The organism is Desulfovibrio intestinalis, from assembly GCF_014202345.1.
Lineage (GTDB): Bacteria > Desulfobacterota > Desulfovibrionia > Desulfovibrionales > Desulfovibrionaceae > Desulfovibrio > Desulfovibrio intestinalis.
Genome location: NZ_JACHGO010000001.1, coordinates 1 through 21972, shown reverse-complemented (window position 1 = coordinate 21972; position 21972 = coordinate 1). Strand labels below are relative to the sequence as shown.

Sequence of the window (21972 nt, the reverse complement as noted above, 5' to 3'; positions counted from 1 at the left end):
AGCGAAGAGGCTTCAAAACCGCATAGTTTATGCCCACAACCGCAACCGCAACCGTGAACGCAAAAGCAGAACCCCCCGACGCCCGCTATAGAACAGGTAAAAACCGGGGAGCATCGTCACCGCCCAAAATGCGGCTATACTTTGCTTGCTCCGTCTTGTTCGTCAGAAACATCTTTCTTGCTGGCTTCGGGCTTACCGTCAGATTTCTCTTGATCCATACTGTGCAGTATGAGGCTCATGAGCCGCCGTGTCTGCACTTCCCCGTCGTATTCCCGCAGAATGGTCTGCTGGGCATTGGAGCGCACATGATCCAGGGTCGAAGCATTTTCCAGCGTTGCAACCACCTTGGCCGACATGGCTTCTGCATCCCAAAAATCGCATAAAAAACCATTGACCCCGTCGCGTATGATCTCGCGCACAGGCGGCGTATCAGAACCAACGATCAGCGCGCCACAAGCCATGCCCTCAAGAAGCCCTGTCGTCAGTGCATGCGGGGCCGCAAGATAAACGTGCACGGTAGAGGCCCGTAAAAGCTCGCGGTATTCCTTCAGCGGCCTGGGACCAAGCACATGCACGCGAACCCTTTGCTCTGGCGGCAGATTCAGGCTGTCCACGCTGCGCGTGGCCTCTTCTTCAGCCCTTCCTGATGGAAGGGCGCGCGCTTCACCCTGCGAATTCTCCAGCCAGGACAAAAGCACGAGGCAATTGGGCCTTTGCTCAAGCAAACGGGGCAAGCAGTCTTTGAACTGCTGAAAGCCGCGCGCAGCGTCGTGTGGCGGGCCAAAAAAGCTGACAAGCTCCCCACTGCGCTCTTCCTGATCTTCCAGGGGTGAAAAGAACCGGGTATTGATGCCGCTGTGCACCACATGGAGCTTTTTGGCCAGGAAATCGGGATACTGCGAACGCTGCCAAAGGGACGATGTCACAGCCAGATCGCACTCGCCGAGGGCGTTGTATTCCCACAGGTTGGCCACTCGGGCAGGAGCAAAATCAGCTGCGGGCCGGGGCTTGCCGCGTGTGAAAAAACAGTGGCTCTCACCCTGTGTATAAAACCAGTCTGCCTGTCCCACATAGAAGGTTTTAGGAAAAATGTCGCGCACATAGAAGCTACCGCCCATACTGGCCGAAGCGCAGATGATGTCGGGCGAAAAGCCTTCCTTGCGCAGGGCAAGCAGGGCATTGCCTGCCCTTGCGCCACGCCGGAGCCGTGTAACAATTTCCCTTTCCGCAGGGTCATCGCTTTCATAAGAGGCAGGTGGAGCGAGGCGCAGGCGACGCACGCCAGGTATGGTCGTTTTTTGGCCCGATTCTGCCAAAAAAAGGACGGTATTGTCGCGTATGGCCCCAAATGCTTGTGCGAGCGAGCGGAACCGACCGGGGAAGACTGAATTCAAAAACAATAATCTCATGTAGATTACCCTTCTTGATCAGGCTCGCCGGAGCGGTCGCTCTCCAGCAGGGCGAGGAAGGCTTTACCCTGCTCCGTCAGCAGAAACTGCCTGAGCGCCTCCACTACCCGCATATCATACTTGGGCGGCTGCTCGTCAAGAATCTCCATAGCTTGCTCGACGCTGTGAGCCAACCTGTAGGAACGCGAACGCACCAGCGCGCAAAAAGTATTTGCAACGGCCAGAATTCGGGCATTCTCGCAGATTGCGTCGCCGCTAAGTTTTTCAGGATAGCCAGACCCGTCCATTCTTTCATACATTTGCGAAATGGCTTCCATAACGGGCAAACCAAAATCAATGCCAGCCAGGGCGCTCTTGGCGTATTCCACATGGTTTTGCAAAAGCGCTCTTTCTTCTGGCGTGAGCAAGCCCGATTTGGTGAACAGCTCCTTGGGCAACTGTATCATGCCGATCTGCGAAAGATTGGCCGCTGTGCGCAAGGTGGACAGAGTCACCTGGTCTGTTCTGCCCAGGCAATAGGCCAGAGTCACGGCCAGTTGAGCCATCAGGGCGGAATGTCCACGCAAGTAGCTGTCCACGGTTTCAATGGCGCGAACAAAGGCGTTGACCGTCTGATTGACCATCTGCTGCGCTTTTTGCTGCGCCATGGCAAGGTCGGTAACATCGCTGTAAACAGACACAACGCCTGTCATGCGCCCTGCTTCGTCGCGGAAGGGCGTGCAGGACGTGAAGAAATACCGCTGGTGACCTTCGACGGGCAAAGCTTCGGTAAAGCTGGAAAGGCCGCCCGACTGGTGTACTGCCAGCGTATGCGTTACAAGACTGCGCGCCAGATCCGGCCCAAGTTCAGTATGGGGGCGGCCGCGCAAAACGTTTACATCAATGTCTGCCATTCTGGCGAAACTCTGGTTGGCGTAATAGATAACGCCATTAAGGTCATTGAGCACTATGCCAGCAGACAGGGCGGAATTGACTCCGTCCATGATCTGCTTCTGCTGATTGACCACAGTGTACAGCTGCCGCAACTGGTCAGCTATGGCACGCTCTCTGCGGCCCACAAGCCACCACCACAAGGCGGCCAGCATGATGCCTACCAGGGCAATGACCAACCCCGCGCCCAACATTACATTTCCGCGCAATGAGCCATAATCTGCATCAATGCGCACGGCTTCTACGCCCTGCTCTACCAGCCAGGGCAAGCGCGGCACAGGTTGAGCCAAAGTATAATTAACCTCTTCATCTGCACCGCCAGGCCCGGGTTCCTGACGCATGTCCAGAGGCAGGCGTCCGTCCTGCAATTTCCAGCCGGGCAGTTTCACGAATCCCTCGCGTACGCTGGGGTCAATCCGCTGAAGCTCTCCGTTAAAATGCTGCAAAATGGCCGCGCTGTATTCCTTGCCGCCGCTATGCCGCGTAATGGCCTTCACAACCGGCAGCACGTTGTAGGAAGTCAGCAAAACGGAAACGACCTTGTCGCCTGTTGCGTCCACATAAAGAGGAGCCTTGATGGGAAACGCCATGTCCATAACCAGTTCGCCATTTTGGCGGCGTACAGGCATAAAGACAGGGTGCCCTGTTTTAAAGGCCTCCTCCAGAAAGACGCGTTGCTCGGCGCTCAGTACGGGCGGCGTGCCCGGCGACATGTAAATTTCCAGATCCGCATTGACCAAAAATGCAGCCCAGAATGCATTTTTCTCAATAAAATCTTTTAATTGGCGCACCATCATTGGCAAACGGGGGCCAAGGGCGCTTATGGGGTCCCGATGTGACTGCGTGCCACCATCCCATTCTGCCTCTGGAAAGATTTCGGGAGCCGCCGGGGAGGAGTCTTCCTTTTGAGCCTCATGCAGAAGAACTGAGGCAGACAGACCGGAGTTGTCCACTTCTGCGGCGAAAAGCCGCAGCAAGTCCTGCTCTCCAAACGCTTCAATCTGTTCGACAAGCGATCCAGACCACACCGTGAGCAGCGCCACCTTGTTATTGGTCTGCACATACAGATTCTGCCCCATCTCGCGCATCATGCGCTCGCGGGAATTTTGCAGATACCAGTTCGCGCCCATCACAATGAACACCGACATGACCGCAAAGAGCGCCAGCATAATGAATGCCGCAGTGCGGTTACGTGATTTTTTGTTCGAGGAATCCTGTAATGCCATATGTCGTTCCTTTCGCGGCGGATCAACGTTCACGCAGGGCGTTCTGTTTGGCCTTGAGAATGGGCTTGAGCAAGTAATCCAGAACGGTCTTTTTGCCGATGAGAATGTCCGTCGTCACGATCATACCGGGTATGATTGGCAGAAGTTCCTTGTGATAGGCGATGGCGTTCTTCTGGGTACGCACCTTGACCAGATAGAAATGCTCACTCTTCTTGTCCTCAATGGTGTCGGCACTGATGGACTCAAGCTTGCCGTCGAGCCCCCCGTAGATGGAAAAATCGTAGGCAGACACCTTGACCATTACATCCTGACCGGGGCGCAGAAAAGCCACGTCCTGCGGCTTGACCTTGGCTTCCACCAGCAGCGTGTCGTCCAGCGGCACGATATCCATGATAGGTTCGCCGGGCTTGACCACGCCGCCTACCGTAGAAATATAGATCTGCTTTACTGTGCCGCGCACCGGTGTGCGGAGTTCCGTACGTGTAACACGGTCCCGTCCTGCCGAAAGACTTTCGCGCAACGAGTTCAGCTCCTGCCGCCTTTTGTTCACCTCATCAGTGATGGCCGCTATCTGCTCTGCCCGGCGCGAGGCTATACGCTGCCGCGATTCTTCGGCGGCGGCCTGCGCTTTGGGAATGGTGGCCGCAAGGGCGCTGATCTGCCCCTGCAATTCCACTACCCGTTGCTGCAGGCCAAGGTATTCCATCTTGGAAAAGTTGTTGCGCTGTACAAGGGCGTACGCCGTGTCACGCTGTTCGATAGACAGGGCAAGGCTGCGGTCCAGCTGCACCTTGCGCGCCGTTTGTTCTTCCACATCGTGCATGCGCTGGGTGTATTGCGATTCCAGCACTTCAATCTCGGCATTGAGCTGCACGCGCCGGGCCTGATACGCATTTTCCTGATCCTGAATGATCTGCCGGGCGCGAACCAGCGTGCTTTCGTCCAATTTGCGCCCGATAAGCTTACTGGCCCATGCTTCAAGATGTTCTGGAAATACGGGAGTTTCTCCCTTGATTTCAGCTTCCAGCCTAATGATGGCCATGCTGTTTTCCATAGCCTTGTTCACTGCGTCTCTATAGGCGCTTTCGGCCATTTCATTGTCCAGCTGGGCCAGAATCGCCCCTTTGTCCACAATCTGCCCTTCGTGAACAAGAACCGCGCGCAAGATGCCGCCTTCAAGATTCTGAATGGTCTGTGTGCGCTGCGAGCCAACAACCGTGCCTTCCGCGTGGGTTACTTCGTCCACGCTGGCAAAGGCCGCCCAGATAAGCAGACACAAAAACATTACGGCAACACTGATGGAAAGCGCGCGCACTCCAAAGCGCGGGCGTCGCGCCAAGGCCGCATCCACCTCGCTGGCGAACTGGATGTCATCGGGCGTCAGGCCGTTGAGAGGGGCATCCATAGCGGCAAAAAGACCAGGATTGCTCTGCGGTTGGCCGGGAGCTTTTGGCTCGCCCCCACCTCGCAGGCGCTCCATTGTTTCTGCAACAGACTGACGCAGGCTCTTGTCGGGCTTCTGTTCATGATCGCCACCCAGCAAAAGCTCCCTCAAAAAAGCCTTGGGGCCGCTTTCTTCCGCTTTTTCAGTCCGTTGTCCTTCTGGCCCCAATGGCTGAAAATCCTTTTCTCCGGGCTCTTGCCCCGGCAGCAAGGGGGCGAAATCTGCACTGCCTCCAATCGCATTCGTTTGGGTGGCGTCAGAGCCGGGAGACGTCAACTGGCCCATTTGGGCGTCGCCTTCTGACCCTACGCCAGGCATCGCAGGCATAAAACTGCCCTGCGAGGGCGCGCCCACGCCACCGAAAGGCGGAGCCTGGCCAGGAAGGTGCGGCAGAAAATCGCTGCCAACCCCTCCGTTGAAGAAAGCGCTGAAATCCGGCTGCTGCAACGTCTGACCAGAAGCAGGGGGTGGAGAAGCCGGTATCCGGGTTTCAGCCTGAGCTCCACCGGAGACAGTTTCCACTGCTTGCGGCTGCTCCGCAGAAGAGGAAGTGTTTTCCACAGTGTCTTTATTTTGTGGTGTCAGCTGCATATCACGCATTCCCCGCTAACCGATGCGCCTCAGCGCCTTGTTCAGACCTTGCCGCTGCAACGCTTTGTTTTGAACGGTCACGCAAGCTTTGCAGTACGGCGTCACGCGGGCCGTCCATCTTGATCTGGCCGTTTTCCATAACAATCAGGCGCTCAACAATACGGAGCATGGACAGACGGTGCGTTACAAGCACCACAGTGCGGCCCTGCATGACCGAGAACAGACGTTTTTGCAGCATCAGCTCCGAGTCGGTGTCCATATTGCTTGTGGGTTCGTCCAAAAGCAGAACCTCAGGATCGCGCACCAACGCTCGTGCCAGCGCAACAGCCTGTCGCTGCCCACCGGAAAGGGCCTTTCCCTGTTCGCCCACCTGAGCGGCGAATCCGGCAGGATTGTTGCGTAAAAAGTCTGTTACGCCAGCCAGGGCCGCTGCCCGCAAAATCAGGTGGTCGTTGATGGTAGGATCGCCCAGGGCGATATTGTCGCGAATACTGCCATAGAACAGCACCACATCCTGCGGCAAAACGCCCACCCTGCCCCGCAAGTCAGTACTGGGGATCTGGCGGATGTCCACATCACCAAACTTCACAGCGCCTTCCTTGGGTTGGTAAAGGCCGATAAGCAACTTGGACAGCGTGCTTTTTCCCGACCCCATGGGGCCAATGATGCCTACGCGCTCGCCGGGCTCAATGCGCAGCGACACGCGGTCAAGGGCCAGTCTTTCCTGGTGTGGATACGCAAAAGAAACGCTTTCCATCGTGAAGGAAGGCCGAAGCATGCCAAAATCCATGCAGGTCTTTTCCACCTGATTTTCAGAAGGCAGCATCATAAGCATATCCAGAGCCTTGAGCGTCACATGAGAATTCTGCAAGCGCGTGAGCAACGAGGCCATCTGCAACAGCGGAGCCATTGTGCGGCCCACCAGAATATTGCAGCCGATAAGCGCGCCCATCGTCATAAGCCCTTCAGATATACGGTATACGCCCCACACGATCATGGCCACGGTCACCAATTGTGTGATGAGCATGGATGCTGTGACTGCCAGGTTGTTATACTTGCGGGCTTCACTGTTGGATTGGGCAGAAAGCCCCACAACTGATTCCCAGAGCTTCTGCATGCGGCTTTCGGCCATGCAGGACTTGAGGGTTTCAAGACCGCCCACAATTTCCACCAGCAGAGCATTTTTCTGCATATTCTGCTTGTAGCTGGCCTCGGCGCTGCGGCGCGAACGGTGCTGTAGCAGAAAGCCCAAGCCCAGCATGAGCGGCATGGCCGCCAGTGGTAAAAAGACTATCGGTCCGCCGATAAAGCCGATAAGCAGCAGAAAAATGACAAGGAAGGGCAGGTCGATACAAGCCAGCAAGCTTGAGGAGCTGAAAAATTCACGCAGCTGTTCAAATTCGCGCAGATTGTTTACCAGAGCGCCCGTAGATTCCGGCTTGGCATCCATACGCATCGAAAGAACTTTTTCTACCAGCGAGCTTGAAAGCACAATATCCGCGTTACGTCCGGCCACGTCCACAAAGTGCGTGCGCAGCGACGAAAGCAGAAAGTTGAACAGGTAGATAATAAGAATGCCTATGGCCAAAACCCACAGAGTTTCAATGGCGTTGTTGGGTACCACGCGGTCATAGACGTTCATGACAAAAAGCGGGCTGCCCACGGCGATCAGGTTGATGACCACACTAGCCAGAGCAACATGGCGGTAAATGGGCGCATAATACCGCAGCACATCCCAGAACCAGCGTTTGCCGTGGGCGATGCTCAGTCTTTCTGCCCGGTCGTCGGGCGCGGCCTCTACGGCAGCAAAAATGGTATAGCCCGAGTACTCCGGCTTGAGGTCGTCAAGCAGCACTGTTTGGGCTGTTTCACTGGTTTCAGGAAAAATGACTTCAGCTTTTCCGTCACGAATGGATGTCACCACGCAGGAGCGGTCGCGCGTCAACAGAAGGATGCAGGGCAACACCAGGGCAGGAATTTCCTCAAGCTCGGGGCGAAAAACAATGCGCCCTGAAAGACCAGCCTTGCGCGCCGCCCTCAGGCAGGCCTGCGGCGTCACCTTGCTGCCCGTCAACCCTGCCATGAGAAACTGCGGGCTTACTACCTTGCCGCGAAGACGCAGCAACACGGCAAGACTGCGTAACAAACCCGGCATAAAATCCACGTCTGAAGGACGCAGTGGCCCCATGTTGCGTTCTTTTTCAGCCTGCCCCCCGTTTATGGCGGCCTCGTGCCGCGCAGCGTGGGCTATGGCATCCATAGCAGCTTGCCCAACCTGACTGGAAACGCCAGCCGCAGGCCCTGCGGGCCTGTTTTCGGGGGCAGAAGCCGGCGATTCGCTGCCGCCGTGGGCTGGAACAGAACCATCGGCAGACATCGGGCTGTTTACGCCATTTGATGCCGTCGGGGCAAACGGCATCTCCTGAGGATGCACCTGTTGGGGTGCGGAAGCTGACTGCGGCGCTTGCGGCGGCAATGGCCCTTGCGAAGAAGTTTGCGAGGGCATCTGCTGCGGCGTCTGCGAGGGCACCTGCTGCGCCGTATGGGGGGACGTATGGGGAGCAGGCACAGGTGCTTGCCCAGCTTCGGCAGCATGCTGGACAACCGCTTCGCCTGCATCTCTGACATCGCCAGCATTGGCGGCATTTTGTCCACCGTTGCCGAGCACAATTCTGCCCCCCGGCTTAAGCGGCATGGCTCCGTGCAATGGTGTGCCCCCGCCTGCGAAACCCGCTGGCTGCTTTTGTTGCAGATCAGACTGCTGCACTGGAGGCTGCAATACCGTTGCCCGGCTGACGTTCTGGCTTTCGCCAGGATTCGCAGCATCGTCGAGGACAGAAGAGACAGGAGTTTGCCCCTGGGCAGAATCGCCCAGTTGGTCTTTATGAGGAGCGTTTTCGGACGCTCCTGAACCCCCTGCAGAAACGCCGCCACTGTTTGCAGCTGTTTCGTCAGAGGTATTTTCTATAAAATTTGTGTTCTTGGGTTGTTCCATGATATTCCCGTTGCTATAGCGCCGGGGCAGAAACCCCTTGCAGATGGGCGGGAGTGTGGATCGGAAAACAGAATCGTTTACCGGGCATATAGCCGAATCACCTGAAATTAGGCGATCTTCCGCCATATGAAAAATACAATACTGCGGCCCGGTTGCCAAGCCTTTTGGCTATCCGAATCAGCGGAAGGGACAGAAGAAATTCTGTATTGAAAGGCCAAATGTTATACCCCGGCGTGCAGACCACGCCGGGGTATAACAGCCTCTTAATCGAACCAGCCGGGAGCGAATTCTTCGCGGGGGTCTGCAGCGTCCTTGGGCGGATTCTGCGCAAGAGGTCCAGTATTGATGGACATCTGCGGCAGAAGGTTACCGGAAAGAGCGCTCAAACGATATGCTCCTACCAGAATGTTGCCTCGAGCGGTTTCAGCCTGGGTAGAAGAGTTGAAAAGTTCACTTTCAGTATCCAGCACGTCCAAAATACTGCGCTTGCCAATCTGGAACTGCTCAATATAGGCCGAACGGGTATACTTGCTGTATTCTACAGCCTTGCTGTAGTGTGAAAACTGTTCCTGGGCCGCCTGATAGTTGGTCCAGGTGCTTTCGATATCCAGCTTGAGTTCGTCAATGAAGTCGTACATCACCTGACGGCTTTGGCGAATGCGCGCCGAAGCCGCACGGCGCTCAGCCAGGTCGGCTCCGCTGTTGAAGATATTCCAGCGCACGACGCCAAGAACGTCAAAGCTGTATATCCAGCGGTCACTGGCGCCGCCACGGTCTGTGTAGTTGGGGCCAGCCTCAAGATTCAGGGTAGGATAAAAGGCCGAATCAGCCAATTCGCGTTCGCCGCGTGCGGCACGAATATCCTGCATGTAAGCGGCCAGCTTGGGATTGCTTTGCTCAGCCTGCGTCAGCACGGCATCGGGGCCCTGATACAGCTCAGGGGGCATGGTCACAGGAGCCAGCTTGCCCGTCGCGGGCAGGCCCGTAAGGCGGGTATACCGTTCTTCAGCTACCAGCAGGGCGGCCTTGGCTTCAGAAAGGCTCGACAGCGCGCGTTGCAGGCGCGAACGGGCCTGCGTAACGTCTGCCGCTGTATCTGCACCAAGGTTGGCCCTTTCCTGCGCCTGATTAACCAGCGCCTTGTGCTGCGTAACGTTCATTTCAGCTAAAGAAAGGATTTTTCTGCGCCGCAGTACGTCGATGTGCGAGATAATTCCCTCAAGCGACATAGAAGTAGCGGTATCAAAAACGCGGTGCTTCACAGACTCAAGAGTTGATTTCGCAGTACGAACACGCGATCTGGTGGCAAAGCCGTCCCAGATGGGCTGCACAAGCTGGGCACTTACGCCAGCGAGGCCCCACATCTGTGTGTCCAGGTCTCTGCCGCGTGTGCTTGAATCGCTCAACACACTGCCACCGGCGCGACCGGTAACGTCAACACGCGGGCCAAAACCAGCCTTGGCGCGGTCAACTTCATGCTCAAGCACGTTACGGTTTTCCTGCATACCGCGCAAAGCCCTGTTAGTGCGCAGCACTCCATAAACGGAATCTTCCACAGTAATGGCCTGCCCTGCCGGGGGAAGAGGATACGTCTGTTCCGCTGCGGTCGCAGCAGCAGGCACCAGCAGGACCAAAGTCAGAAGGTATGATAGATATTGTTTCACGGTTCACTCCCTAAACTGGAAATCCACACCGTCGAGCAGATCTCCGCTCTGTCAGCATACCGGCCAGAATGGCCCACATTATGAACTCTATCGCCCTGAAGCTCATTTTCATAACGGCATGCCTTAAGACGATCAGTCAGATACCCGGATTAGGGGTATCCTGCAAGCTCTTTGGCATTACGTTATTCGAGCTATCTCTTTTTTGCACATTTTACTGCAATGTCACAGCGGACGGTTACGTCTGTTTTGGAAATACTCAACCATAATACCTGAAGCATAAAGACTGTAAACAGTTAGCAATAGCTGGAACATAAAAGCAAGAGGCTTCAACCCCTTAACAACAAGCAATCTATCACAACAAGCTAGAATCATTGATAATATAATTAAATAATTTTTTTATATGAATACACATATTGCATAAAAAAACGTTCTCTTAGAGCAATTTCACGCTGAAACAGCTCGGCGGCTGGACGAGCAGACGCCTCTGTGGAGCAGTAAACGCAGCTTCAACCGCAGCCCGCAGGGTTTGCCCGAACTGTTTATGGGGGGGGACAGCATCTCTACACATACTCCAAGCGTTGTGACACAGGGAATTACGTTTGACTAAAGCACGCGTACCGACTCCGCATACTCCATGCAATCGCTGTCGTCATCCATACGCCCTTCGGGCCCGTCAGCTGTTGCCGTGTCTGCGGCTTACAGTTAATGACAGCGATTCTTTGGAGCAATATTTCCGCGAACTCGTTGCCATTTTTATTCGTAATTTCTGCGTCGCAACGGCTGAAGCAGCCACTGCCACGAAAACAGCACGACTCTTTATTGGCGCGGCTAAAAGGTGCAACGGGTATGTCTCAAACGTTGAGGGCATGTCTCCGCAAAGGATATCTGCTTTTTAGAGATGCAGACGGCTCTTTTTATCACCTGACCATGCTCTGCTCAGTAACTATGCAATTCCCTTGCCAGAATGCAAAAATAAAAAACTTATAATTACAGCGCCCTGCGTTAATAACATACCGCTGGGCGCTGTAATTTTTCTGACAAAGGCTCATTTGCCAGCGTCAAAGCTCAAGCGCAATGCCAAAGTTACGCTCCTGATGCTGCGAACCGTTCCGCAAAAAACAATCTGAAGCAAACTGGCCTTGAAAAAGTTAAATGCTTTAGAAGCTGTAGTTCAGCTCTTCAAAGAAAGCCTTGGGATGCGCACATGCGGGGCACATGTCGGGAGCATGATCGCCGTCCACAAGACAGCCGCAGTTGAGACAGCGCCACACCGTGGGCTTGGAACGCATGAACATGCGGCCTTCCTTGATGTCGCTGGCAAGCTTCAAAAAGCGCTTTTCGTGGTAAGCTTCGGCCACGGCGATATGGCGCATAACAAAGGCCACTTCCGAAAAGCCTTCTTTTTCAGCGGTAGCAGCCATAGAGGGATACATTTCCGTATGCTCGTAGTTTTCGCCCTGGGCTGACGCCAGCAGGTTGGCTTCACTGCCTGCAAGCACGCCAGCGGGATACGCGGCCTGAATTTCGACCTCGCCACCTTCAAGAAACTTGAACAGGCGTTTCGCGTGTTCCTTTTCCTGAGCGGCAGTTTCAAGAAAGATTTCCTGCACCAGCACGAAACCGTCTTTTTTGGCTATGGCGGAGAAAAAGTCATAACGGTTGCGGGCCTGAGATTCACCGGCAAAAGCTGTAAGAATATTTTTTTCGGTCTGGCTACCCTTCAGCGTTTTCATCACGTTCTCTCCTTAAACATGCGGACATGTTTTTCAAGTTTGTAAATCGACGAGAAATAAAAGAGGACAGCCATTGCCATCCCCTTTTTTAAGCATATAAATGATATCGGTTACTGTCAAGAAATTAGGCTGACTGCTCCGCTGCGGCGAGTTGCGCTTCCAGAGCCGATATCTGGGCCTGAAGGGCATTCATTTTGCTGTTAACTCCAGCATCCGTCGCGCCGCCGCTCACCTGGCTGGCAAGGCTGGTCAGCTGGCTTTTGAGAGATTCAATCTGCTTCTTGATGCTCTCAACTGTATTGGAACCGCCGGATCCGCCACCGGCTCCGGATACGCCCCCAGCGGCACTTGTTGTGTCAGAAGACTCACCAGACTCTCCGCCGGAAAGCCCTTCTACAGAAGCCTGAGAAGAGGTACTGGTTTCAGATTCGTCAGAAGTTGAAGTGGTGTACTTGCCCAGCTTTTCCGCAAAAAGCGCCTTGGCTTTTTCGGAAATACTCACAGTATCACCGGAATCTCCCTTGGAAGAGGAGTCGCCTGTTTTGGTGCTGCCGCTATTGATGCTCCAAATTTCATCAATGCTCGAAAGGCCGCTGACGCCGTTTGTGCTGGACACGCTCATAATTACTCCTTCAGTGCCGGACACCGGGAAATTATTGCTCCCTACTCCGTTCGGAAAAACAGCAAAAAATATGCCAGCTGAAAACAGGAAAAACTTGCCTGCCACGGTCATTTTCAGGCCGTCTTTACAGGCGTGATCTCCTGTGGCAGCGTTGATGCATGTCTGAAAAAAAAGCGGTTTCGCTACGCTCTCACCTCAAGGCCCAAACCCTTCCAGTCAGGGTTTTCATGCAACTGTCTGACGGCACAAAGCTTACGGCTACGGTTCGGTGCTCTTCGCGTGCCAAACACACACGCATATCCCTCGACGCTCACGGGCGTCTGACACTCACTGCGCCAGAAGGCATGTCCTCTGCGTTGCTGGAGCAAAGTCTGCCCCAGTTTTTACCCTGGCTCGAACGCGCATGGAAAAAATACAAGGCCCTGGCCCCAAGCGAACAGCTGCCCCACTCCATTGAACTGCCCCTGGCCGGATTGACGTTAGCGGTACAACCCGGAGGAGACCTCACTACAGGCAAACTGGCTGCGGCCCGCCACCACGAAAACAGATTTTCCCTGCTCATGCGGCAGGGCACACAACGGCTGCTGTTGGTACAAGATTCTGGCTATCTGCGTCTGTTCGGCCCGGTGGACAACACCAGTCTGTGCGCCCAGGCCTTACGGCAATGGTGCCGCCACATGGCAGAAGCCATGCTGCCAGCCTATCTGGAGGATCTGGCACGGCAAGGGGGCTTTGGGCTTGAAAAAGTCAGCGTGCGAGATCAGCGTTCACGCTGGGGCAGTTGTGCCCGTTCGCGGCGAACCGGCAATAGCAAAGGAAAGGGGAAAAGCAGAGCCTCGGCTGAGAGCGGCGCAGTACACCACGCCTCCTCCCAGACAGGTAGCAGAGCCGGGCGATGGGCAGGAAATATTATGCGTCTGTTCTCCGGCAAGGCTGAAGCCAGCGCTGGCGAACGTAGCTCGTATGAGACGATGCAACAGAACAGCAATCTTGCCGGGCAAATGACTAATCAGCCCGTTGGGCGAATCAGCCTCAACTGGCGGGCGGTACTGCTTCCCCTGCCGCTTCTGGAGCACTTGTGCTGGCACGAGCTGTGCCACCTGCGCCACATGGATCACTCCGCAGCGTACAGGGCGGAACTTGCCCGCTACTCGCCACATTGGCCTGAACAGGAGAAAGCTCTCAACAACGCATGGCGTACCTTGCCCTGGTGGGCATTGCCCGGCCAGAACGCGCCAACCGATGACGAGCAGGACAATAGCTGATTCCCCGGCCTGAAAATCCAAGGGCATAGCACGGTATGCGACTGCTCTACGGCGCGGCACCCTTGCCGCCCGTTTTCACCACCATGCGGATATTGTGCGGCTTCATGACTTCGCTGCTTCGAGGCTGTTTCTAAACAACGGTACTGGCTAGGGACTGTTCCTAAATAAATGATTTTGCGCCAAGGGCAAGAAAAAAGGCCTTTTTTACGGGGGAAGTGCACTCTCACGGTACACGACTAGAGTAAAAGCGGCCTTTTAGCGCAGCAAGTTGGACAAAAGAATTATTTAGAGAAGCCCCTAGGGCTTGAGGTCGCCCATTGAGTTGGCTCGCCCTGCCAGCACGATGGTATCGCCCTTTTGCAGCACCGTCATGGCCGGGGGCACGAAGTTGAAGGAATGCTCTCCCACGGGGCGTATGCCCAACACCATAACATTGAAGCGCTGCATCAGATTGAGATCAATAAGGGTTCGCCCGTGCCACTCGTCCACCTTCAACTCCTGAATGGCTATGCCGCCATATTTGGGAATAAGGTCCAGCATGCCAGGGTAGGTAAGCTGGTGAGCGGCCATAACAGCGGCCTCCATTTCTGGCACGAGAGCGCGGTTTACGCGCAGACGTTGCAGAATCTTGCGGTGTTCTTCGTTGGAAGCCTTGACCCATATCTTGGGGCCGCCCAGTTCCTGCACATTCAGGGTGATGCTGAGGGATTGCTCAACACTCTGCCCCACACTGATGACCACCCAGTCCAAATCCTGCACATGCAGTGACCGCAGCACAGCAATATTGGTGGCATCGGCCTTGTATACGGAGTTCAACGCCTCTTCGGCCCGCTGAACCCGCGCGTCAGACATGTCTATGCCTACCACCGTATGCCCCAGCGAAACCAGGGTGGTGGCCATGCGCAGCCCGAACTTGCCCAGGCCGATAACGCCGATCTCTTGTTTTTTCTCCGCCATATATTTCTCACAATGACGCATCCGCCACTGCCGGAAACGCCTTTATGCCGGGCAGGGTCTCAAAAGCCGTGTCCAGCCGTCTTTTGTACAAAATCCGCCGCAGAACGGCAGTAATATCCTGTCTTCAATCAACAATAAAAAGAAGCGCCCAGGCGGCCCGCTACAGTAAAATATTTGCTTTGCCCCAAGCGGATCATAAATACGCACATCCGAAGCAGGCAGGGGCACGCCGGGATTAACCGATAGGCAGCTGGGCTTCCGCCACGGTGTATGCCTTGCGCGGTTGAAGGCTTTGCACAGCCATAAGCAAGCTCAACAGGCCGACGCGCCCCGCAAACATGTTGATGATGATAATCCCCTTGCCTTCAGAGCTGAGTTCTGAAGTAAGGTTCAGCGTAAGACCAACAGTGCCAAGGGCAGAGACTTCTTCAAACAAAATGCGCAAAAACGAGGGTTCGCCCGATATTGTTCCGTGCAGTATGCCATATTCCGTAATGCTGAGCAAAAATGTGGAGAACCCTACAAGCATGGAATAAAGAAAGAACAGGGTCAGCGCGCGGGTCACGTTCTCTCGTGGCACCCCCCGGCCTTCCAGCACAATCTGCCTGTCGCCTCTGAACTGTGCCGCAATATAGCCAACCAACACCCGAAACGTCACCACCTTGATGCCGCCAGCGCAGGAGCCGGGGCTGCCCCCCACAAACATGAGCGCCATAAGTATCAGCAAGGTGGCTTCGCTGAGGCTGTTCATATTTACTGTATTGAAGCCTGCCGTGCGCGCCACCGCTGCCTGAAAGAACGCGGTCAGGGCCAGATCAAATCCTTCGCCAAGCTCATGCTCGTTGCCAATGCGCCAGAACTCGATGGCAAAGCCCATAGCTGCGCCCACAATTATCAAAAAAGCGCTGGTCTTCAATACCAGACGGCTGAAACGGCTGAACTTCCGCACCGGCACACCCATACGGCCTCCGGTGACGATGCCGAGCGCTTCGCGCAGCACACCAAAACCAATGCTGCCCAGAAAAACGCTGACCGTAATAATGCAGTTCAGCACCACATCGTCGCGAAAATTCATGAGGCTGTTGGGGCTAAGAGAAAATCCCGCGTTGCAGAAGGCAGAAACCGCATGAAAAACCGCGCTGAACGGATAAAAAAATACAGGATCATGCCAGTACAGCAAAGCTGCGGTAACGGCCTCAATGCTGAACACAAGGGCCAGCACCTGTAAGAGGAAAGACTTGAGGTTGAAGTTGTCGCCCAGCAGTTCCTGGCTTACGGCCTCGCGGCTGGTAAAGGGCACATGATTACGCCAGAGCAAAAAGATTATGCTCGTATAGGTCATGATCCCAAGACCGCCCAACTGCACAAGCAGAAGCACCACCGTTGTGCCAAAAGGACTGAGCACAACGCTTATATCAACAGGGGTAAGCCCCGTAACACATACGGCAGACGTTGATAGAAAGGCAGCGTCAATCAAACTGAGGCTCTGCCCTTCCTGCCAGCTTGCGGGGGCGTACAGCAAGGCTGCGCCAACGATAATAACCGCCAGGAATGACAATACGGGCCAGGTGAGGGGACTGAAGAAACGGTTCCTCTGCATTCCACCCATGTAAGCCAGGAGTGGCGGGATTGCAAGACTGATAATGCCCGAAAGACATTGGATGCTCCCATCGTTGAAGATAACGCCCGGCAGACCACGCTCAATGGACAGAACGGTGGATACTGCCAGAGAGACAATGCCAAACGAGACTGTCAGACGGTACTGCCAAACGATAATGCCAGACAAATATCGCGGGCGGATAATATATGAAAGGCAAGCGTGCGCGGCAAAACACCTTGCCATACCACAATCAGCCCTTAATCATGCGCAACAGAGCATTCCATACTTAAACGGCAGCAGCGCCTTGGATGCTTATTCATAGGCGGCAAGACACTATTTACAGACGCATGCGTCAGGCGTACACTCATTGCCGAGCTAGGGGATCCGTGCGGGCAACCGCTGCACGGCTGAGAGTGGGAAAACCCAGACCCTATGAACCTGACGCAGTTCGCACTGCCGGAGGGAAGCCGCAGCCACAAGCTCTTCTGCCGCTTGTGGTTTTTTTTGCGCCCTGCGTCGCAACCCGCGAGGCACACATGTCTACCACGCTTTGTTCACAAAACGCCGCTCTGCGCGGCCTGCTGGACACGCATCTTGCCGCTTTGGCTGCCGAAGAAGGTCTTACGCCCGAGACCATCATCGCCGGCCTTGAAGCAGGCACAATGGTGCTGCTTGGCAATCCTGCGCATGCCGGTCTGAAGCCCATTCTTGTGGGGCAGCCAGCCAAGGTCAAGGTCAACGCCAACATTGGCACATCTCCCTTGAACAACTGCCCCAGCACAGAAGAGCGCAAAATTCACGCCGCTCTGGATGCCGGGGCAGACACGGTGATGGATCTTTCCATCGCCGGAGATCTCGACGCCCTGCGTCTGGGCATGCTGGCAGCCTGCCCCCGCCCTCTGGGCACTGTGCCGCTCTATGCCGTGGGCCAGCAGATACTTGATGCAGACCGCGAAATCGCCAGCATGAATCCTGATGACCTTTTTGACGAAATAGCCAAACAGGCCGCACAGGGCGTGGACTTTGTCACCGTGCATTGTGGTCTTTCGCGGCGTGGGGCCGAAATGGCCGTTAAAAACAACCGCGTTCTTGGCATTGTTTCACGCGGAGGCTCCATGCTGGCCCGCTGGATGCTGGAAAACAACCGCGAAAACCCCCTGCTGGAGTATTTTGACCGCCTGCTGGACATCTGCCGTCCCTACAACGTCACGCTGTCCCTTGGCGACGGCCTGCGCCCCGGCGCAGGTGTCGACGCGGGCGACGCCGCCCAGTGGGAAGAAGTCATCAATCTGGGCCGTCTTGCCAAATACGCCCTTGAACGCGGCGTACAGTGCATGATTGAAGGGCCGGGGCATGTGCCGCTCAATCAGGTGCGTACCCAGATTCAGGGCATCAAGCGCCTGACCAACAACGCGCCGCTGTATGTGCTTGGCCCCCTGTGCTGCGACAGCGCGCCCGGCTATGACCACATTGCAGGCGCCATTGGCGGTGCTTTGGGCGTTGAGGCTGGCGTGGACTTTCTCTGCTACCTCACCCCCGCCGAACACCTTACGCTGCCTGACGAAGCCGACGTGCGGGCGGGCGTTATGGCCTCGCGCGTAGCGGCCCAGGTGGGCGAAACAGCCCTGGGACGCCCCCACGCCGTTGCCCGCGAAGCAGCTATGAACGCTGCCCGCAAGGCTCTGGACTGGGAGGGCATGTCCAAGGCTGCCCTTGATCCTCAAATGCTTGAAAAACGCCGCGAAGATCACAAGACTGAAGAAGTATGCGCCATGTGCGGCAAATTCTGCTCGGTCAAGATGCTTCGGGATCATTAAACCGATTTCATTTTGAGATCCTTTGTGGGGAGGAGCCTTTTTAAAAGGGCTCTTCCCCACATCCAATTGTAGCGTTGCTTCAGTCCAGTGACAAAGCCACCTGGTCTGAAACTGTGTTTCCGGGGCAGTGCCCGCCGGGCTCTGCGCCACCAACATAAAACGCCTCTGCGGGCCTATGTTTTACAGGCCAGCACCAAACAACATCAAGCCGGGCCGACAAGATGCTGAATAAATGCTGCAACACCGGGCAGATATCTGCTTTCATTTTTCCACAGCTCTGCAGCGCAGTCTTGATCCCAGTATTTCTTGACTCCGTATGTCCCTGCATATATGCCTCAGCCTTGCCTGCATCCGTGGCAGGCGTGCCATTCCTTTTGCCCGGCGCAACCCGGCATGCGGACGCAATATGAACGTACCTGTTCCTGTGGCCACCGTGGGCCTTTTGTTCTTTTCCAATGTTTTCATGACCTTTGCGTGGTACGGCCACCTGCGCTACAAAGGTGCGGCCCTGCCCATAGTCATTCTGGTCAGCTGGGGGCTGGCTTTTTTTGAATACGTACTGCAAGTGCCTGCCAACCGCATTGGTTACGGACATTTTTCAGCAGCGGAATTGAAAACCATTCAAGAGGTCATTTCCCTGACCGTGTTCATGTTTTTCTCTGCTTTTTGGCTGCACGAACCCTTGCGCTGGAATCATGCGGTGGGCTTTGGCCTTATAGTACTGGCCGCGTGGATTATCTTTAAGGAGTGGTAGATATGGAATTCGGCCTCATCGCCCTGGTGGCAGGCATTGCTGCCGCATTTGCCGGGGGCTTTATTGATGCCATTGCCGGAGGAGGCGGCCTTGTGACCATGCCCGCCCTGCTGCTCACGGGCGTGCCGCCGCATATGGCTCTGGGAGCCAACAAATTCAGCGCCTGCCTGGGCACCTGCGTAGCCCTGGGCAACTTCGCGCGCAGCCGCCTTGTGCTTTGGCGTGTGGCCCTGATCGGGCTGGCGTTTTCTCTTTTAGGCTCCTGGGCAGGAGCGCGTCTGGCGCTGCATGTGGAGCCAGCCCTGCTGGGCAAAATTCTTGTTGGCCTTCTGCCCGTGGGCATGTGCGCAACGCTCATGCCGCGCAAGGAAAGAGCTGGCACAGCTGAAGACATGACCCTGTATGGCCCGCGCCTCTGGCTGCTGACACCAATGGTCTGCCTTCTTATCGGCGCGTATGACGGATTTTTCGGCCCTGGCACTGGCAGTTTTCTGATTCTCGCTTTCCACTGGATTTTACGCATGGGCCTGATGGAGGCATCGGCAACGTCCAAGGTGCTCAATCTGGCGTCCAATTTTGCAGGACTGATGGTCTTTATGATCAACGGCGTGGTTGTCTGGAGCCTGGCCCTGCCTATGGCCGTGGCCTGCTGCATGGGCAACTGGCTTGGCAGCCGTTTGGCCATTCGTGTCGGCCCCGCCGCAGTGCGCCGCTTCCTGATGGTTTCGCTCAGCCTGTTGCTGCTTACCCTTGTGTGGCAATATTTTCTGATGCCTCTCATACGGTAGCAGAACAGCTTTACTGCGCGAGTGTGCAGCGCGGCGCAACGCGCGTGGATTCAGCCGGAAAATGTAATTTCGGCTGAATGACAACTTTGAAATGTAAAGAATTTCGAAGTTAATCTGCTCTAAAAGGTGCCCCAAACATTCGGCAAGGGCAGCATACGCAAGGCAGACAACCAGAAAACCGTAGTGCACCCCTCCGGCAACAGAAAATAAACTTCCCTGTCTGAAAAGCAGGCAGCCCCAAATGACAAGGTCCACGCCTAGGCGTGGGCCTTGTCATTCAATCATGATACGCCATTATGGAGTTTGCTTCAGGGCGTCACGGGCCTTTTCAGCTTCACGCAGTTCGCCCTGCGCTTCTGTCAGCTTCTGCTTGCGCTTCTCTATCTTTTTCTGCCCGTCACCCTTGGCAACGGCCTTGTCCAGTTCATCCTGACGTTCTGCTACCTTTTCCTGCTTTTCAAACACCTTCACTTCAGCTTCGGACAGTTCGTTTTCATCCGTGCACCAGGTGCGTACCTTTTCCAACGCACGCTCAAGCCCTGCCGCCTTGCCTGTGTTGTTGTGCTGTTTGGCAATTGCCAGCTGTTTTTCCAATTGAGCAATTTTATTGCCGCAAATGCTCTCTGCCTGTGCAGCCTGCGCGAATGTGCTCATCATTATTGCGCAAACAAACATGCACGCAATTTTTATCATATTTTTGATCATGTAGCACCTCTCTTATTATAAAACATCTTTTGAATATGTGCTTTATGAAGACCTGTTTTGCATATCATATTTTACCACAAGTCTGCATTACAGGATAAAAACACTTTATCCCTTGCCCGCTTATTAGCACCACTGTATGTTTGTTGTAAATTGGCCGCTGAGCGGCCATAACCTTGCAGATCGGGAGCCATTATGCGCGCGCTTATTCTTTCACTCACACTGGTTCTGATTCTGGGCCTGGGCACGGCCCATTCCGCGCCTGTCAAAACCCACCTTCCCGGCGATCTGACGCTGGAAGAGGCTCAAACCATCCTCACCGCAGCTTTGCACAAGGCAAAAAACATTGGAATTCCAATGAACATTGCCCTTGTGGACGCAGGGGGAAACCTCAAAATCTTTGCACGCGAGGACGGGGCTTTTCTTGGCAGCATAGACATTGCGAAAAAGAAGGCCATAACTGCACGCTTTTTCAACATGCCCACATCTGAATTTGGGGCAGCCGCTCAGCCGGGTAAAGAACTGTTCGGCATTGAGGCAACCAATGACGGACTTGTGATTTTCGGCGGCGGCGAGTTGCTGGTGCGCGATGGCGTCATAATCGGGGCCATTGGCGTGAGCGGCGGAAGCGTTATGGAAGATACTGCGGTGGCCAAGGCAGGAGCGACGGCACTGCAAGCATCATCAACATCATTCAAAAAATCCTTTTAGAAGTCATATGTTAGCATAACTGTAAATGCCAAGCGATGCGAACTTGCAATGGCCTTACGGCTGTTGAGAATAGCCTGCGGCCAACAGCACAGCGGTTAAAAACCAGGCAACATAGCCAGCCAAAACTAATCCGCGCTTTCCGTACAACAAAACGGAAAGCGCGTTTTGACAGGTGCGGCTAGTTTATAAGCTCAATATAATAACTTTGGTTGGCCTTGACTGGCAGCTCAAACTCAACAGCGTATTTGACCTGAGGTTCACCGTCTGTGCGGGCTTTACCCATAACAACGGTTGCCACGCATTTGCAGGAATCCTTGTTGGCGCTGGTGGTTTTAAACCCTTCGATGTCAATGCCCATATCCTTTATGCCAATTTCTTGAGAATAGGCCTGCATGACTTTTTTGACATAGTCCTTGCCTTCTCTGGAATCGCACTCGGGACCAGAATTGCATGCCGATACGAACAAGGCCAGAATGACCGCCGCCAGGATTTTCACTTTACGCATAGGAAGCTCCTTTATTACTGCATTGCATGGCGTGGAACCTATTTTCGCTAACGGTTACTGGTTCCGAACAATAAATCTATGACAAATATCCTGTAGCAGGTCAAACCCCATTGTCCCCACAGGCATTTGCGTCACAAAGTAGCCCTGCACACTAGCAATTTAGAGCATATATGGCCCCGCCCTATGGTCAAGGGAAAATAGACTTTGGAAATTCGTTCGGATGCTCGCATATATACGGCGTCAGCCTAGTATGGCAGCG

At 54.9% G+C, this 21972-nt stretch carries 16 protein-coding genes; 5 read left to right on the top strand and 11 right to left on the bottom strand.

Annotation, left to right across the window (positions count from 1 at the left end):
* Positions 1 to 134: 134 nt before the first annotated feature.
* From HNQ38_RS00080 to HNQ38_RS00050, 7 genes are all read right to left on the bottom strand, one after another.
* Positions 135 to 1394, bottom strand: coding sequence for a glycosyltransferase (locus tag HNQ38_RS00080; RefSeq protein ID WP_246387911.1), 1260 nt, complete (start codon positions 1392 to 1394; stop codon positions 135 to 137).
* A 20-nt stretch (positions 1395 to 1414) separates the two neighbouring features.
* Positions 1415 to 3565 (bottom strand): HD domain-containing phosphohydrolase, encoded by a 2151-nt coding sequence (locus tag HNQ38_RS00075; RefSeq protein WP_183717064.1) that lies wholly within the window; start codon positions 3563 to 3565, stop codon positions 1415 to 1417.
* Between the two features lie 22 nt (positions 3566 to 3587).
* Positions 3588 to 5600 (bottom strand): HlyD family type I secretion periplasmic adaptor subunit, encoded by a 2013-nt coding sequence (locus HNQ38_RS00070; protein ID WP_246387910.1) that lies wholly within the window; start codon positions 5598 to 5600, stop codon positions 3588 to 3590.
* A gap of 1 nt (position 5601) precedes the next feature.
* Positions 5602 to 8595: a type I secretion system permease/ATPase gene (locus HNQ38_RS00065; protein WP_246387909.1), complete on the bottom strand. Its 2994-nt coding sequence runs from the start codon at positions 8593 to 8595 to the stop codon at positions 5602 to 5604.
* Between the two features lie 263 nt (positions 8596 to 8858).
* Complete coding sequence (locus HNQ38_RS00060) at positions 8859 to 10259, bottom strand: TolC family outer membrane protein (protein ID WP_183717063.1); 1401 nt, start codon at positions 10257 to 10259, stop codon at positions 8859 to 8861.
* 1157 nt (positions 10260 to 11416) lie between these two features.
* Entirely contained in the window at positions 11417 to 11992 is a 576-nt protein-coding gene (gene rbr / locus HNQ38_RS00055; protein WP_183717869.1) for a rubrerythrin, read from the bottom strand.
* A 124-nt stretch (positions 11993 to 12116) separates the two neighbouring features.
* Positions 12117 to 12614, bottom strand: coding sequence for a FlxA-like family protein (locus tag HNQ38_RS00050; RefSeq protein WP_183717061.1), 498 nt, complete (start codon positions 12612 to 12614; stop codon positions 12117 to 12119).
* 158 nt (positions 12615 to 12772) lie between these two features.
* On the opposite strand from HNQ38_RS00050, the gene HNQ38_RS00045 reads away from it, so the two are divergent.
* Complete coding sequence (locus HNQ38_RS00045) at positions 12773 to 13879, top strand: M48 family metallopeptidase (RefSeq protein WP_246387908.1); 1107 nt, start codon at positions 12773 to 12775, stop codon at positions 13877 to 13879.
* A gap of 297 nt (positions 13880 to 14176) precedes the next feature.
* On the opposite strand, the gene HNQ38_RS00040 is transcribed toward HNQ38_RS00045, so the two are convergent.
* Both HNQ38_RS00040 and HNQ38_RS00035 read right to left on the bottom strand, forming a co-directional pair.
* Positions 14177 to 14836 (bottom strand): potassium channel family protein, encoded by a 660-nt coding sequence (locus HNQ38_RS00040; RefSeq protein WP_183717059.1) that lies wholly within the window; start codon positions 14834 to 14836, stop codon positions 14177 to 14179.
* Between the two features lie 235 nt (positions 14837 to 15071).
* Entirely contained in the window at positions 15072 to 16679 is a 1608-nt protein-coding gene (locus HNQ38_RS00035) for a TrkH family potassium uptake protein (protein ID WP_246387907.1), read from the bottom strand.
* A 293-nt stretch (positions 16680 to 16972) separates the two neighbouring features.
* Here HNQ38_RS00035 and thiC point away from each other — a divergent pair, with 293 nt between their 5' ends.
* The 3 genes from thiC (at position 16973) to HNQ38_RS00020 (ending at position 19795) form a co-directional block, all read left to right on the top strand.
* Entirely contained in the window at positions 16973 to 18253 is a 1281-nt protein-coding gene (thiC, locus tag HNQ38_RS00030) for a phosphomethylpyrimidine synthase ThiC (protein WP_183717057.1), read from the top strand.
* A gap of 406 nt (positions 18254 to 18659) precedes the next feature.
* Complete coding sequence (locus HNQ38_RS00025; protein WP_183717055.1) at positions 18660 to 19007, top strand: DMT family protein; 348 nt, start codon at positions 18660 to 18662, stop codon at positions 19005 to 19007.
* Positions 19008 to 19009: 2 nt separating this feature from the next.
* Positions 19010 to 19795 (top strand): sulfite exporter TauE/SafE family protein, encoded by a 786-nt coding sequence (locus HNQ38_RS00020; protein ID WP_183717052.1) that lies wholly within the window; start codon positions 19010 to 19012, stop codon positions 19793 to 19795.
* Positions 19796 to 20089: 294 nt separating this feature from the next.
* Here HNQ38_RS00020 and HNQ38_RS00015 read toward each other — a convergent pair whose 3' ends face one another.
* Positions 20090 to 20449, bottom strand: a complete 360-nt coding sequence (locus HNQ38_RS00015) for a DUF1090 domain-containing protein (protein ID WP_183717050.1) — start codon at positions 20447 to 20449, stop codon at positions 20090 to 20092.
* Between the two features lie 243 nt (positions 20450 to 20692).
* On the opposite strand from HNQ38_RS00015, the gene HNQ38_RS00010 reads away from it, so the two are divergent.
* The gene (locus HNQ38_RS00010; RefSeq protein WP_183717047.1) at positions 20693 to 21208 is read left to right on the top strand and encodes a GlcG/HbpS family heme-binding protein; all 516 of its coding nucleotides are present in this window, start codon (positions 20693 to 20695) and stop codon (positions 21206 to 21208) included.
* A 178-nt stretch (positions 21209 to 21386) separates the two neighbouring features.
* Here HNQ38_RS00010 and HNQ38_RS00005 read toward each other — a convergent pair whose 3' ends face one another.
* A complete protein-coding gene (locus HNQ38_RS00005) occupies positions 21387 to 21713 on the bottom strand; it encodes a hypothetical protein (RefSeq protein WP_183717045.1) in 327 nt (108 codons plus the stop codon).
* Positions 21714 to 21972: the final 259 nt, after the last annotated feature.

Excerpts from the sequence above, each read along its gene's own strand:
- HNQ38_RS00070 (WP_246387910.1), bottom strand. The coding sequence starts at position 5,600 with ATGCAGCTGACACCACAAAATAAAGACACTGTGGAAAACACTTCCTCT.
- HNQ38_RS00035 (WP_246387907.1), bottom strand. The coding sequence starts at position 16,679 with ATGGCAAGGTGTTTTGCCGCGCACGCTTGCCTTTCATATATTATCCGC.
- thiC (WP_183717057.1), top strand. The coding sequence starts at position 16,973 with ATGTCTACCACGCTTTGTTCACAAAACGCCGCTCTGCGCGGCCTGCTG.
- HNQ38_RS00050 (WP_183717061.1), bottom strand. The coding sequence starts at position 12,614 with ATGAGCGTGTCCAGCACAAACGGCGTCAGCGGCCTTTCGAGCATTGAT.
- HNQ38_RS00005 (WP_183717045.1), bottom strand. The coding sequence starts at position 21,713 with ATGCGTAAAGTGAAAATCCTGGCGGCGGTCATTCTGGCCTTGTTCGTA.
- HNQ38_RS00040 (WP_183717059.1), bottom strand. The coding sequence starts at position 14,836 with ATGGCGGAGAAAAAACAAGAGATCGGCGTTATCGGCCTGGGCAAGTTC.
- rbr (WP_183717869.1), bottom strand. The coding sequence starts at position 11,992 with ATGAAAACGCTGAAGGGTAGCCAGACCGAAAAAAATATTCTTACAGCT.
- HNQ38_RS00075 (WP_183717064.1), bottom strand. The coding sequence starts at position 3,565 with ATGGCATTACAGGATTCCTCGAACAAAAAATCACGTAACCGCACTGCG.
- HNQ38_RS00065 (WP_246387909.1), bottom strand. The coding sequence starts at position 8,595 with ATGGAACAACCCAAGAACACAAATTTTATAGAAAATACCTCTGACGAA.
- HNQ38_RS00020 (WP_183717052.1), top strand. The coding sequence starts at position 19,010 with ATGGAATTCGGCCTCATCGCCCTGGTGGCAGGCATTGCTGCCGCATTT.
- HNQ38_RS00010 (WP_183717047.1), top strand. The coding sequence starts at position 20,693 with ATGCGCGCGCTTATTCTTTCACTCACACTGGTTCTGATTCTGGGCCTG.
- HNQ38_RS00025 (WP_183717055.1), top strand. The coding sequence starts at position 18,660 with ATGAACGTACCTGTTCCTGTGGCCACCGTGGGCCTTTTGTTCTTTTCC.
- HNQ38_RS00045 (WP_246387908.1), top strand. The coding sequence starts at position 12,773 with ATGTCTGAAAAAAAAGCGGTTTCGCTACGCTCTCACCTCAAGGCCCAA.
- HNQ38_RS00015 (WP_183717050.1), bottom strand. The coding sequence starts at position 20,449 with ATGAGCACATTCGCGCAGGCTGCACAGGCAGAGAGCATTTGCGGCAAT.